The following is a 13,889-nucleotide window of genomic DNA, read 5'->3' as shown; positions in this document are numbered from 1 at the left end:
CTGTTCTGGTTATAGCCAGGACGTGGGTTGAAGCCCACGCCCTCGCCTCTACGGGTACAGCGGTTCTACGGGTACAGCAGCTGAATCACACGCCGTTTTGCAGCAGCATGTTACGTACGTGACCGATGGCCTTAGTCGGGTTCAGGCCTTTCGGGCAGACGTTGACGCAGTTCATGATCCCGCGGCAGCGGAAAACGCTGAACGGGTCATCCAGTGCCGCCAGACGCTCGGACGTCTTGGTGTCACGGCTGTCTGCCAGGAAGCGATACGCTTGCAGCAGGGCGGCCGGCCCCAGGAATTTGTCCGGGTTCCACCAGAAGGACGGGCACGAGGTCGAGCAGCAAGCGCACAGGATGCACTCGTACAGACCGTCGAGCTTTTCACGCTCTTCCGGAGACTGCAGACGCTCGATGGCCGGAGCCGGCGTGTCGTTCTGCAGGTATGGCTTCACCTTCTCGTATTGCTTGTAGAAGATGCTCATATCGACGACCAGGTCACGGATAACCGGCAAACCTGGCAACGGACGGACGATCAGCTTGTTGCCCTTGACCACGGCCGACAGCGGCGTGATGCAGGCCAGGCCGTTCTTGCCGTTGATGTTCATGCCGTCGGAGCCGCAAACGCCCTCGCGGCAAGAGCGACGATAGGAAAAACCTTCGTCCTGCTCTTTGATCAAGGCCAGCACGTCCAGCACCATCAGGTCTTTACCGTCGGTCTCGACCTGGAAATCCTGCATGAACGGCGCGGCGTCCTGATCAGGGTTGTAGCGATAAACACTGACTTGCAACATGGCGGCCACCCTTAGTAAGTCCGGATCTTGGGTTCGAACGTCGGAACGGTCTTCGGCGAGAAGTTCACGGCACGCTTGGTGACGCGCTTATCACCCGGGAAGTACAAGGTGTGGCACAGCCAGTTTTCGTCGTCACGGTCTTCAAAGTCTTCGCGGGCGTGGGCACCACGGGACTCTTTACGCACTTCAGCGGCGATGGCGGTGGCTTCGGCCACTTCCAGCAGGTTCTGCAATTCCAGCGCTTCGATACGGGCAGTGTTGAACGCCTGCGACTTATCGTTGATCTTCACGTTGGCAATTCGTTCACGCAATTGCGCCAGCTGGGCAATACCCTTCTGCATGTATTCGCCGGTACGGAACACACCGAAGTAGTTCTGCATGCAGCTTTGCAGCTCGCGACGCAGGGTGGCGACGTCTTCGCCTTCGGTACGCTCGTTCAGGCCAGCCAGGCGCTTGAGGGCGACTTCGATGTCGGTGTCGCTGGCGTCGCGGTATTCGATACCGTCGGTCAGCGCTTTTTCCAGGTGCAGGCCGGCAGCGCGGCCGAAGACCACCAGGTCGAGCAGCGAGTTGCCGCCCAGGCGGTTGGCACCGTGAACCGATACGCAAGCCACTTCACCCACTGCGAACAAGCCAGGGATGATTTCGTCCACGCCGTCGGCGTTCTGGGTCATTGCCTGACCATGAATGTTGGTGGCAACGCCGCCCATCATATAGTGGCAGGTTGGAACGACCGGAACCGGCGCGACGACTGGATCGACGTGAGCGAAAGTCTTGGACAGTTCGCAAATGCCTGGCAGGCGGCTGTGCAGCACTTCCTCGCCCAGGTGGTCGAGCTTGAGCATCACGTGGTCGCCGTTAGGGCCACAGCCGTTGCCGGCGATGATCTCTTTAACCATCGAGCGAGCCACGACGTCACGACCGGCAAGGTCCTTGGCGTTCGGAGCATAACGCTCCATGAAACGCTCGCCGTGCTTGTTGATCAGGTAACCGCCTTCACCGCGGCATCCTTCGGTGACCAGTACACCGGCGCCGGCGATGCCAGTCGGGTGGAACTGCCACATTTCGATGTCTTGTACCGGTACGCCAGCACGCAGGGCCATGCCGACGCCGTCACCGGTGTTGATCAGGGCGTTGGTGGTGGAAGCGTAGATACGACCTGCACCGCCGGTCGCCAGTACGGTGGCCTTGGCGCGGATGTAGGTGGTTTCGCCGGTTTCGATGCAGATTGCGATCACGCCGACGAAGGCGCCGTCCTGGTTCTTCACCAGGTCAACAGCGTAGTACTCGTTCAGGAACGTGGTGCCGGCTTTCAGGTTGCCCTGATAAAGCGTGTGCAGCAGCGCGTGACCGGTACGGTCGGACGCCGCGCAAGTGCGCGCTGCCTGGCCGCCCTTGCCGTAGTCCTTGGACTGGCCACCGAACGGACGCTGGTAGATGCGGCCGGTTTCGGTACGCGAGAACGGCAGGCCCATGTGGTCCAGCTCAAACACTGCGGCTGGACCTTCCTGACACATGTATTCGATAGCGTCCTGGTCACCGATGTAGTCGGAACCCTTGACGGTATCGTACATGTGCCAGCGCCAGTCATCGTTCGGATCGGCCGAAGCGATGGCGCAAGTGATGCCGCCCTGGGCGGATACAGTGTGCGAACGGGTCGGGAAAACCTTGGTGATCACGGCAGTCTTGTGACCGCCCTGTGCCAGCTGCAGCGCAGCGCGCATGCCGGCACCGCCACCACCAATGATGATGGCGTCGAAAGAAATCGTTGGAATGTTAGCCATGGATCAGATACCCCAGAGAATCTGCACACCCCAGACGAAGTAAGCGAACATCGCAACGCCGCATACTGCCTGGAAAAGGAAACGTACGGCAGTCGCCGACTTGCCGAACGCCATCTGCGTCAGGTAGTCGGTCGCGATGGTCCACATGCCGACCCAGGCGTGAGCGCCCAGTGCGACAAGTGCCAGCAGACTGAAGATACGCATCCAGTTGTTTGCGAACAGTTCGTGCCATTGGGCATAGCCCAGGCCGGGATTTGCTACGACATATCCGATCAGGAAGATGAAGTAAGCCGCGAGAACGACCGCAGACACACGCTGCGCCATCCAGTCATAGAGGCCCGAACGCGAGAGGTTCGTGACGTTGGTTACCATATCCAGACTCCTGCCAGAACGATCAGCACCGCAGACACGGCGATAATGATTTTCGAGCCCAGCTTGCCGCCTTCCAGCGTCTCACCGATGCCCATGTCCATGATCAAGTGGCGCACACCGGCAACCAAGTGATACAGCAAGGCGGACAGGATGCCCCAAATCACTAGCTTGGCTAGCGGACTGGTCAGACACGCTTTCACCTGACCGAAGCCTTCTTCCGAGTCGAGCGACTTGTCCAATGCGTAAAGCATGATGGCCAGGCTGACGAAGAGAATGACACCGGAAATTCGGTGAAGAATGGACGTGTAAGCAGTGACTGGGAGTTTGATGGTCCTTAGGTCTAGGTTTACAGGTCGTTGGCTTTTCACGGCTTTTTTTCACACTGAAGAGCCCCTAACAATCAGGGCAAAGTTGTTGGGGCGCGCACTGGTCAGGTACTCACCACCCAGGGAGTGACGACCCCCAAGAAAGCAGGCCCAAAAGCCCCTGGCGGTCGGTGGCCGAGTATAGACAGTTAGGCTACTAATGACAACGCGTTCACCTTCCCCTAATAGCGCATTGCACATACATCGGAAAAGGCGTAAACGGCAGGCAATTTCGCGGAAAAAGTCCGGTTAAAGCCTTCTGGAGCAAGACTTTAGGCAAATTGACATTCGAATTTATCTCACTATAGTGGTGCGGGCCCTGCGTGGGGGGTCTGTCTGATGATTCCAAGCATTAATAGGAGGCCACATGGCTGACAAAAAAGCGCAGTTGATCATCGAGGGCGCAGCCCCCGTCGAGCTGCCCATTTTAACCGGCACCGTTGGTCCCGATGTAATCGACGTACGGGGCCTGACGGCCACGGGCCGTTTCACCTTTGACCCAGGTTTCATGTCGACCGCTTCGTGCGAGTCGAAAATCACCTATATCGACGGCGACAACGGCATCCTGCTGCACCGCGGCTACCCGATCGAGCAATTGGCTGAAAAGTCGGACTACCTGGAAACCTGCTACCTGCTGCTCAATGGCGAGCTGCCAACCGCAGAGCAAAAGGCCCAGTTCGTCAGCACCGTGAAGAACCACACGATGGTTCACGAACAGTTGAAGACCTTCTTCAACGGCTTCCGTCGCGATGCCCACCCGATGGCCGTCATGTGCGGCGTTGTCGGCGCTCTCTCGGCCTTCTACCACGACTCCCTGGACATCAATAACCCCCAGCATCGCGAAATCTCCGCGATTCGCCTGGTGGCGAAGATGCCAACCCTGGCAGCCATGGTCTACAAGTACTCCATGGGCCAGCCCATGATGTACCCGCGCAACGACCTGACCTATGCAGAGAACTTCCTGCATATGATGTTCAACACCCCGTGCGAGATCAAACCGATCAGCCCGGTGCTCGCCAAGGCCATGGACCGGATCTTCATCCTCCATGCCGACCACGAGCAGAACGCCTCGACGTCCACCGTGCGCCTGGCAGGCTCGTCGGGTGCCAACCCGTTCGCCTGTATCGCCGCCGGTATCGCTGCACTCTGGGGCCCTGCCCACGGCGGTGCCAACGAAGCGGTACTGACCATGCTCGATGAAATCGGCGATGTCTCGAACATCGACAAGTTCATTGCCAAGGCCAAGGACAAGAACGATCCGTTCAAGTTGATGGGCTTCGGTCACCGGGTCTACAAGAACCGCGACCCGCGCGCCACCGTCATGAAGCAGACCTGCGACGAAGTGCTCAAGGAACTGGGGATCAAGAACGATCCGCAACTCGAACTGGCCATGCGCCTGGAAGAGATCGCCCTGACCGACCCGTACTTCATCGAGCGCTCGCTGTACCCGAACGTCGACTTCTACTCGGGGATCATCCTCAAGGCGATCGGCATTCCAACCAGCATGTTCACCGTGATCTTCGCCCTGGCGCGGACCGTCGGCTGGATCTCCCACTGGAAGGAAATGCTCTCCAGCCCGTACAAGATCGGCCGCCCACGCCAGTTGTACACCGGCTATGAGTCGCGTGACATCACCAAGCTGGAAGACCGCAAGTAAGACCTGCCTTGTAAGAAGGTCTCAAGCTGCACCGGAACGGCCCCCGCTTCTTATATAGGAGCGGGGGCCGTTTTGTTTGTGCCTTTTACTTATTCAGCAGCAGGGCTGACGCCTTCGCGAGCAAGCCCGCTCCCGCAGGATGAATGCACTCCAAGGTGGGAGTGGGCTTGCTCGCGAAAGCGCCTTCATTCACGCCACAATTATCGCGCACAAAAAAATACCCCAGCCTCTCGACCGGGGTATCTCTTCAAACGCACCGCTTTAACTTGAAGCTTTCAACTTGCAGCTTGCCGCTGCCTCAGTGATTAACCGCCCCACTCGCCCCCAGACCCGTCTGCGAACGCACGAACTGCGGGAAGAACAGCGCCCGCTCGTTTGCGCCTTCAGTCGACTTGTCGGTGATGGAGAAGAACCAGATGCCGACGAAGGCAATGGCCATCGAGAACAGCGCTGGGTACTCATACGGGAAGATCGCCTTCTCGTGACCCATGATCTGCACCCAGATGGTTGGGCCAAGGATCATCAAGCCCACGGCACTCACCAGGCCCAGCCAGCCGCCGATCATGGCGCCACGGGTGGTCAGCTTCTTCCAGTACATCGAAAGCAGCAGCACCGGGAAGTTGCAGCTCGCCGCGATGGAAAACGCCAGGCCCACCATGAACGCGATGTTCTGCTTCTCGAACAGGATGCCCAGGCCGATCGCCAGCACCGCCAGGGCGATGGTGGTGATTTTCGAGACGCGAATCTCGTCCTTCTCGTTGGCCTTGCCTTTCTTGATCACGCTGGCATACAGGTCATGGGATACCGCCGAGGCGCCGGCCAGGGTCAGGCCCGCTACCACCGCCAGGATGGTGGCAAAGGCTACCGCCGAGATGAAGCCCAGGAAGATGCTGCCGCCCACGGCGTTGGCCAAATGCACCGCCGCCATGTTGTTGCCGCCCAGCAAGGCACCTGCGGCGTCCTTGAAGGCCGGGTTGGTGCTGACCAGCAGGATCGCGCCGAAGCCGATGATGAAGGTCAGGATATAGAAGTAGCCGATGAAGCCAGTTGCGTAGAGCACGCTCTTACGCGCTTCCTTGGCGTCGCTCACAGTGAAGAAGCGCATCAAGATGTGCGGCAGGCCCGCAGTACCGAACATCAGCGCCAAGCCCAGGGAGAAGGCCGAGATCGGATCCTTCACCAAGCCGCCAGGGCTCATGATCGCCTCGCCTTTAGGGTGAACCTTCACCGCTTCGGCAAACAGCATGTTGAAGTCGAAGTTGACGTGCTTCATGACCATCAGCGCCATGAACGAGGCACCCGACAGCAACAGCACCGCCTTGATGATCTGTACCCAGGTGGTGGCCAGCATGCCGCCGAACAGCACGTAGAGGCACATCAGGATACCGACCAGGATCACCGCAACGTGATAGTCCAGGCCGAACAGCAGCTGGATCAACTTGCCGGCACCGACCATTTGCGCGATCAGGTAGAACGCTACCACCACCAGCGAGCCGCAGGCGGACAGACTGCGGATCTGGGTTTGCCCGAGGCGATAGGACGCCACGTCGGCAAAAGTGTATTTACCCAGGTTACGCAGGCGTTCGGCGATCAGGAACAGGATGATCGGCCAGCCCACCAGGAAGCCGATGGAGTAAATCAGGCCGTCGTAGCCCGAAGTAAACACCAGCGCGGAAATACCCAGGAAGGACGCCGCCGACATGTAGTCGCCGGCGATTGCCAAGCCGTTCTGGAAGCCAGTGATCTTGCCGCCGGCCGCATAGTAGTCGGCCGCCGAGTTGTTTTTCTTGGACGCCCAGTAGGTGATATATAAAGTTGCGCCGACGAACGCCACGAACATCAAGATAGCCGGGACGTTGAGGGGTTGTTTCTGCACCGCGCCAGTCAGGGCTTCCGCCGCCCAGGCGCCCGGGGCGAACGCTGCGATGCTCAATAGAGCCAATAGACGCCGGATCATTGCTGAGCCTCCTTGAGAATCGCATTGTTCAGGTCGTCGAATTCGCCGTTGGCGCGTCGCACGTAAATAGCGGTCAGGACGAAGGCCGAGAGAATCAGGCCGACGCCAATTGGAATTCCCCAGGTCATGGTGGACTCGGGCGTGATTTTCGCCCCGAGAATATGTGGCCCATAGGCAATCAGAAGAATGAAGCCGGAGTACAGCCCAAGCATGATCGCCGAGAGAATCCAGGCGAACTTTTCCCTTTTTCTCACCAGCTCCTTGAAGCGCGGGCTGTTTTGAATCGAGAGGTAAATGCTGTCGTTCATTGTTTTTATCCTCGCAGCACAGATTTAAGTTGGAACAACCCTACTCTATGCGGCTCAAGGCCAGGTTCCAGACGACCTTAGTATTAGAACGACATGACGGTTTTGCCAGTTTCTCGCAAAATTTCGCAGCTCCCACAGGGGGGGCCGGCGCAAACTGAATAATCGCGGACACAAAAAAACCGCATGACGCGACGTCATGCGGTTTTTTTTGACGGCTAAACCAGGCGAATTACTTGCCGGTCCACTCCTTCACGCGGTCCGGGTGCTTGGCGACCCAATCCTTGGCCGCAGCTTCGGGCTTGGCGCCTTCCTGGATGGCCAGCATGACTTCGCCGATCTCATCCTTGGACGCCCACTGGAATTTCTTCAGGAACTCAGCCACTTCCGGCGCCTTGGCTTCCAGGCCCTTGCTGCCGATGCTGTTTACGGTTTCAGCCGCGCCATAAACGCCTTTCGGGTCTTCCAGGAAGCGCAGTTTCCACTTGGCGAACATCCAGTGCGGCACCCAACCGGTGACGGCGATGGATTCGTTTTTCTTCTCGGCACGGGTCAGCTCGGCAATCATGCCGGCGCCGGAACTGGCCTTGAGTTGATAACCGGTCAGGTCGTAATCCTTGATCGCCTGTTCGGTCTTGAGCATCACGCCTGAACCGGCGTCGATGCCGACAATGCGTTTCTTGAAGGAATCGTCGGTCTTCAGATCTTCGAGGGACTTGGCCTTGACGTACTCCGGCACGATCAAGCCGATTTTTGCGTCCTTGAAGTTGGGGCCGTAATCGACCACTTGGTCCTTGTTCTTGGTCCAATAATCGCCGTGAGTCACCGGCAACCAGGCCGAGAGCATGGCATCCAGCTTGCCAGTGGCAACGCCCTGCCACATGATCCCGGTCGCAACAGCTTGCAATTTAACGTCATAGCCAAGCTTCTGCTGGATGACTTCGGCCGCCACGTGAGTGGTCGCGACGCTGTCGGACCAGCCGTCAACGTAACCGATGCTCAGGGTTTTGTTTTCGGCGCTGGCCAGGGTGGAGCTGATCGCCAGTACCAGTGCGGCACCTGCGCCCAAGAGTCGTCGCATCTTCATCGTTACTTCCCCGAAAGTGCTGCGCCCGGCGGATGCCGGGCCGCGTCAACGTATTGTTATGGTGCTCAGCGCCCCCATCACGCTCACCTGCAACCGGTTCGAACGCCAGCGGAGTACTGACCTGTCGATCATCAACCTGCGCCGTTCACGAACCTGCTCTGCCTGCGACGTCGAGGCATCGAGAAACGACATCAGAACGCCAGCTCCCATTCTCATGCCTTTGGCGCCCTATAAGAGGGCAGATCGGCGACACCCAATTGCGACACCCAATTGCGACAGTCATCAGATGACTAGCCCTCAGTACCCGCGAACGTGTATCGTCCCGCTACTATCGCACCCCGTTCGCGCCTGATTCATGCCAGTCATGGCACTTGGCTTCGCTTCGGTGGTCATAGCCTGCGAACCTCATTCGGCACCTTCCTCCTAGGGATCTAGTCATGCTCCGTTCCTTGCGCTTCGCTGCCCTCGTCGGCGGCCTTATCCTGAGTGCGTCCGCGCTGGCGGTGGATGTCGATGCCGCCAGCTATGGCTATCCCTTGACCAACCCGTTCGAGGCGACCATCGCCACCACGCCGCCGGACCTGCGTCCGGAGCTGCCGCTGATCGAGGACATCAACCAATCGGACCACAGCCTGACCCTGCGCCCGGAACGCGAATTCATCCTGCCGGACAATTTCTGGCCGGTGAAAAGCCTCACCTATCGCATGGCCACCCAGGACAAGCCCGCGCCGTTGATCTTCCTGATCGCCGGCACCGGGGCGCGGTTTGACAGCAGCATCAACGAATACCTCAAGCGGCTCTACTACAAGGCCGGCTATCACGTGGTGCAACTCTCGTCGCCCACCAGCTTCGACTTCATGAGCGCTGCTTCGCGCTTCGCCACGCCGGGCATTTCCAAGGAAGACGCCGAGGACATGTACCGGGTGATGCAGGCCGTGCGCGCCCAGAACCCGAAGCTGCCGGTGACCGAGTATTACCTCAGCGGCTATAGCCTTGGCGCCCTGGACGCAGCATTTGTTGCCCATCTGGACGAAACCCGACGCAGCTTCAACTTCAAGAAAGTGCTGTTGCTCAACCCGCCGGTGAATCTCTACACCTCGATCACCAACCTGGACAAACTGGTCCAGACCGAGGTCAAGGGCATCAACAACACCACCACATTCTATGAGCTGGTGCTGAACAAGCTGACCCGTTACTTCCAGCAAAAAGGCTACATCGACCTCAACGACGCGCTGCTTTATGACTTCCAACAGTCCAAGCAACACCTGAGCAACGAGCAGATGGCGATGCTGATCGGCACGTCGTTCCGCTTCTCGGCCGCCGATATCGCGTTCACTTCGGACCTGATCAATCGGCGCGGCTTGATCATTCCGCCCAAATTCCCGATTACCGAAAGCACCAGCCTGACACCCTTTCTCAAGCGCGCACTGCAATGCGATTTCGACTGCTACCTCACCGAACAAGTGATTCCGATGTGGCGTGCGCGCACCGATGGCGGCAGCCTGTTGCAGTTGGTTGACCAAGTGAGCCTGTATGCACTGAAGGATTACCTGCACGAGAGCCCGAAGATTGCCGTCATGCACAACGCCGACGATGTGATCCTCGGCCCGGGCGACCTGGGTTTCCTGCGCAAGACCTTTGGCGATCGCCTGACGGTTTATCCACTGGGCGGCCACTGCGGCAACCTTAACTACCGCGTCAACAGCGACGCCATGCTGGAGTTCTTCCGTGGCTAAATATCTGCTGCTTATCGCTGCGTTAATGAGTGCGGGCATGGTCCACGCCGACAACAGCAAGGCCAATGCGCCCGTGGTGGTCGATTCCGATGGCTTCAAGGAGCCGCTGACCAAGCTCAAGTTCAACCCGGGCCTGGACCAGCGCGAGTTCGAGCGCTCGACGCTCAATGCCTTGAATGTCTATGACCCGTTGGAGTCGTGGAACCGTCGGGTCTATCACTTCAACTATCGCTTCGACCAGTGGGTGTTCCTGCCTGTGGTCGATGGCTATCGCTACATCACCCCGAGTTTCGTGCGCACCGGGGTCAGCAACTTCTTCAACAACCTGGGTGACGTGCCGAACCTGATGAACAGCCTGCTGCAATTCAAGGGCAAGCGTTCGATGGAAACCACCGCCCGACTGTTGCTCAATACCACCGTCGGCATCGCCGGCCTGTGGGACCCGGCCACCGCCATGGGCCTGCCGCGCCAGAGCGAAGACTTCGGCCAGACACTGGGCTTCTATGGCGTGCCCGGTGGCGCCTACTTCGTCCTGCCGATCTTCGGCCCCTCGAACCTGCGCGACACTTCCGGCTTGCTGGTGGACTACACCGCCGAATCAGCGATCAACTTCCTGAACGTCTCCGAAGTCAGCTCCAACCACCCGGAACTGCTGCTTTTACGCGGTGTGGACAAGCGCTACCAGACCGGTTTCCGCTACGGCCAGCTGAACTCGCCGTTCGAATATGAAAAGGTACGCTACGTGTACACCGAGTCGCGCAAGTTGCAGATCGCCGAGTAACCGTTAGTGCCAACACGCCCCGATCTGGCGTGTTGGCTGTTGGGCCCTTGCCCAATGCCCTTCCGCGCCGGCTTAATTTCTTCTGATTGCTCTTCGTCCAAGAAAGACAACGCGCGCGATTGCACCGGCAAGAGCTGATCCATGACGCCGCATGTTTGATTGTGAACTTTTTATTAACATTTTGTGACACGTCGTGTAGGATTGGATCCACAAGGACGCAGTACCGTATTTAAGATCAAGGACTCGATATGAAAAAACTTCCCTTCCATTGCTGCGCATCACCCCGATGCTTCGAACAGCAGATTTCATCACGCACCTGCGCTCGCTACATAAAATGACTGAGCACACCTTGTTCATGAGTCACGCTATAGCGTCTGCTCTTCGTTAAACTTCAGACACTCAAGTCTCGTCGTTTGCGCTTTATTACCTCAGTGTCGTGCCTCAAGCATTACACCCCGTGTGATTATTTATGCTCGCCTTCCCATTTGCCCGCATTAAGTGCTATCTCTCATCGCTGCCATTCTTTATATGGATGCTGTTCGTTGGAACGTTCTTGACTCGCGCTACATCGATGATGGTTTGGCCATTCATTTCGATTGTTTTATACACACGGTTCGGTTTCAACACATCGACCATCGGCGTTATTTTGACCTGCTCTATCGCACTGTCCTCGTTGGCCAGCTTCTACAGCGGATACCTTTCCGACAAAATTGGCCGACTTAAAATCATCATGGCCGGTTGCGTGGTGGCGATGGTTTCCTATTTTCTGCTGGGGGTCAGCACTCAGGCAGAGGGCTACATCGCCGGAACGCTGTTGGCCAATCTCTCCTGGGCCTTGGTCAACAATCCAATCAAGACGGTCATCGGCGATGTCATCGAGTCCCGCTTTCTGGTGGAACGAGCCATGCATCTGCGCTACTTTTTCCTCAATGCCGGAGCCGCCGTAGGTCCCTACTTCGGGCTCAAGCTCGGCATCTCTGCAGATTCCCTGTCCTTTGTATTGGTGACGATTTCCTATTTGGCCCTGCTGGCGAGCGTCATGGTGTTCGGGCGGGGCATTACGCTGGCAGCCATGAACACCACCTCCCTGCGAAGCACCTTGCAAATCCTCTCCCGGGATCATGTGTTCCTTCTGCTTGTGATCAACAACGTTGTCATGATGTTCATCTTCGGCAACTTCGACTCCAGCGTGCCCCAGTTGATGGCTTCGCTGGCGTTTGAGGGCTACCTGCCTTTTATCGCCAATCTTATCGTGCTGCATGCCACGGTAATCGTCCTGCTTCAACTGCCACTGGCCAAGGCGCTGGCACAGGTACGACTCGAGACGAAGATCCATATCGGTTCTGTATTGCTGATTTCAAGTCAGGCAGGTATGGCACTGGCGGCCCACTTTTATCATCTGCAACTGTTGTGGTACGGCGCGGTTCTGCTGTTAAGCCTTAGCCAAGCCCTTCTGTTCCCATGTTTGAACTTATTTGTCGACAGCCTGGCGCCTCGAAACCTGAGAGGCGCTTACTTTGGCGCCGCGTCGCTTTACAGTATTGGCTTTTCCGTGGCACCCCTTGTCGGAGGATTTTTTATACAGGCGTTGAGCGGAACGGCACTGTTCATTTTCCTGGCGGCGACCAGTCTCTTCATGGCCTTTACCTTCGCCGTTATTTTCACCCGTTTGAAACATCGCAACTTAACTAACAACAAACATGGAACTTGCGCCATCGGCCAGGAACTCCCTATCGGCCGGTAATACCTGAAGCCTGCACCAGCCCTTCTATCGAGGCCGCTGACAATGACCTCAGGCATTTCTGCGCCTTGAAATTACTATTTTAAGTATCCCTCTCGAAACCGGAGAAAGAATGAACAAGGACGACTACGACATTATTTTATGTGGCGGAGGGCCCGCAAACATTTCATTGTTGCCGGATCTTATACAGAGGGAGGATATCCACCGGTGTTTGATCCTGGAAAAATCCGAAACTTTGGGAAGCGGCGCGATCGGACAGTACCGCATTACCGCCAACTCTCTGGGTGGCGTGTTCCTGGAAAAATTTCAGGACAAACATGATGAACTCAGCCGATACCTGCGCACCACGGCGCAATGGAGGTATTTCAGCGAGCGACGTGAGGAGGCGGTCGAGTTGCGCCACGTAGGACGGTTTCTGGAACAGATAGGCGCCTTCGTCCAGCAACACAAGACGCTTTACAAGCGCTTCGAAGTATCGACCTTATCCACCGTCGAAGAAATTCAGCTGACTGGAGATGGACGCTATGCCGTGCGTTATACGGTAGATGGCCAGACCCGGCAGGCACTGTGCAAAAAAGTCATGGTCAACCTCGGCGGACAAGTCAACGATATGGCCTTGCCTCAACTGAATGCCATCAATAGCGACGCCATGCTCAAAGGCCAGTATGACAAACAAATCAAGGCAGGCCGTTACCAGAGCATTGCAATTGTGGGCTCATCCCACAGCGCCGTTTCTTGCTTGATCCGCCTGATTGAACAATTGGATTTTCAAGGCCCCATCCAACTGCTTGTCAAACGTGACTTCAAGCTTTTCTTTGATTCTCCACAAGCAGCGCTGGCCCAGGGCTACCCTTTTGTCGACGCGGATGTTTGCCAAGCCAGCCAACGTGTCAATCGATACTCAGGCCTTCGGTATGACTCGCTCACATTTGCTCGCAAGATCCAACGGGGAGAAATTCCCAATCTCACCGTTGTGAATATCAATGCCGACGGCCCAGAGACATTGCGCATGCGTCTTGACTTGGTCGATCTGGCGATCAAATGCACCGGTTTCAGCGCAACGCCAGTCCGACTGCTCGACATCGACGGCTCTCCTATCAGCCTGCGCCAGGACAGCCACGGCCTGATCGTGGATCACCGCCTGAACCCCACCACGGTATCGAATCAAACGCTGGCAAACTTCCACGCCTTCGGCTTGGGTGCCGGCATCAAGACCGGGGGGGACAGCGGCGGTGAGGAAAGCTTCAGCGGCCGGATAGACGGCGTGTGGATTTATCAACACGTGGTACCCCGGCTCATCTTTCATTAATAAGG

General features: G+C 57.4%; 12 protein-coding genes. 5 read left to right on the top strand and 7 right to left on the bottom strand.

From position 1 onward, the window contains the following. Positions 1 to 85: 85 nt before the first annotated feature. The 4 genes from AD663_RS06910 to sdhC are packed head-to-tail and all read right to left on the bottom strand — an operon-like array spanning position 86 to position 3,314. Positions 86 to 790, bottom strand: coding sequence for a succinate dehydrogenase iron-sulfur subunit (locus tag AD663_RS06910; RefSeq protein ID WP_003179226.1), 705 nt, complete (start codon positions 788 to 790; stop codon positions 86 to 88). An 11-nt stretch (positions 791 to 801) separates the two neighbouring features. Beyond that, positions 802 to 2,574 carry a succinate dehydrogenase flavoprotein subunit gene (gene sdhA / locus AD663_RS06905; RefSeq protein WP_003179224.1) on the bottom strand — a complete coding sequence of 591 codons (1,773 nt, stop codon included), beginning with the start codon at positions 2,572 to 2,574 and terminating at the stop codon, positions 802 to 804. Positions 2,575 to 2,577: 3 nt separating this feature from the next. Then, complete coding sequence (gene sdhD / locus AD663_RS06900) at positions 2,578 to 2,946, bottom strand: succinate dehydrogenase, hydrophobic membrane anchor protein (RefSeq protein ID WP_003179222.1); 369 nt, start codon at positions 2,944 to 2,946, stop codon at positions 2,578 to 2,580. Further along, positions 2,940 to 3,314 carry a succinate dehydrogenase, cytochrome b556 subunit gene (gene sdhC, locus AD663_RS06895; protein ID WP_003179220.1) on the bottom strand — a complete coding sequence of 125 codons (375 nt, stop codon included), beginning with the start codon at positions 3,312 to 3,314 and terminating at the stop codon, positions 2,940 to 2,942. Before sdhC ends, sdhD begins: the two co-directional genes overlap by 7 nt. A gap of 364 nt (positions 3,315 to 3,678) precedes the next feature. Here sdhC and gltA point away from each other — a divergent pair, with 364 nt between their 5' ends. Then, positions 3,679 to 4,968 (top strand): citrate synthase, encoded by a 1,290-nt coding sequence (gene gltA, locus AD663_RS06890; protein ID WP_003172803.1) that lies wholly within the window; start codon positions 3,679 to 3,681, stop codon positions 4,966 to 4,968. A 298-nt stretch (positions 4,969 to 5,266) separates the two neighbouring features. Here gltA and AD663_RS06885 read toward each other — a convergent pair whose 3' ends face one another. The 3 genes from AD663_RS06885 to AD663_RS06875 all read right to left on the bottom strand — a co-directional run bounded on the left by AD663_RS06885 (position 5,267) and on the right by AD663_RS06875 (position 8,317). Continuing rightward, complete coding sequence (locus AD663_RS06885) at positions 5,267 to 6,925, bottom strand: cation acetate symporter (RefSeq protein ID WP_003179218.1); 1,659 nt, start codon at positions 6,923 to 6,925, stop codon at positions 5,267 to 5,269. Then, positions 6,922 to 7,233 carry a DUF485 domain-containing protein gene (locus AD663_RS06880; protein ID WP_003179217.1) on the bottom strand — a complete coding sequence of 104 codons (312 nt, stop codon included), beginning with the start codon at positions 7,231 to 7,233 and terminating at the stop codon, positions 6,922 to 6,924. The genes AD663_RS06885 and AD663_RS06880 overlap by 4 nt, the downstream gene beginning before the upstream one ends. A 229-nt stretch (positions 7,234 to 7,462) precedes the next feature. Beyond that, positions 7,463 to 8,317, bottom strand: a complete 855-nt coding sequence (locus AD663_RS06875) for a glycine betaine ABC transporter substrate-binding protein (RefSeq protein ID WP_003179214.1) — start codon at positions 8,315 to 8,317, stop codon at positions 7,463 to 7,465. Positions 8,318 to 8,754: 437 nt separating this feature from the next. On the opposite strand from AD663_RS06875, the gene AD663_RS06870 reads away from it, so the two are divergent. The 4 genes from AD663_RS06870 (at position 8,755) to AD663_RS06855 (ending at position 13,884) form a co-directional block, all read left to right on the top strand. Continuing rightward, on the top strand, positions 8,755 to 10,053 hold the full coding sequence (locus AD663_RS06870; protein ID WP_003179211.1) for a hypothetical protein: 1,299 nt from the start codon (positions 8,755 to 8,757) through the stop codon (positions 10,051 to 10,053). Next, positions 10,046 to 10,834 (top strand): VacJ family lipoprotein, encoded by a 789-nt coding sequence (locus tag AD663_RS06865; protein WP_003179209.1) that lies wholly within the window; start codon positions 10,046 to 10,048, stop codon positions 10,832 to 10,834. The genes AD663_RS06870 and AD663_RS06865 overlap by 8 nt, the downstream gene beginning before the upstream one ends. 469 nt (positions 10,835 to 11,303) lie before the next feature. Continuing rightward, positions 11,304 to 12,578: an MFS transporter gene (locus AD663_RS06860; RefSeq protein WP_053213474.1), complete on the top strand. Its 1,275-nt coding sequence runs from the start codon at positions 11,304 to 11,306 to the stop codon at positions 12,576 to 12,578. Between the two features lie 109 nt (positions 12,579 to 12,687). Beyond that, on the top strand, positions 12,688 to 13,884 hold the full coding sequence (locus AD663_RS06855) for a SidA/IucD/PvdA family monooxygenase (RefSeq protein ID WP_152632698.1): 1,197 nt from the start codon (positions 12,688 to 12,690) through the stop codon (positions 13,882 to 13,884). Positions 13,885 to 13,889 lie beyond the last annotated feature (5 nt).

This window comes from Pseudomonas sp. Q12-87 (assembly GCF_001269755.1).
In the GTDB taxonomy this organism is placed as follows: Bacteria; Pseudomonadota; Gammaproteobacteria; order Pseudomonadales; family Pseudomonadaceae; genus Aquipseudomonas; species Aquipseudomonas fluorescens_S.
Note: the sequence above shows the minus strand (reverse complement) of the source record. Positions and strands in the feature narration are given on the sequence as shown.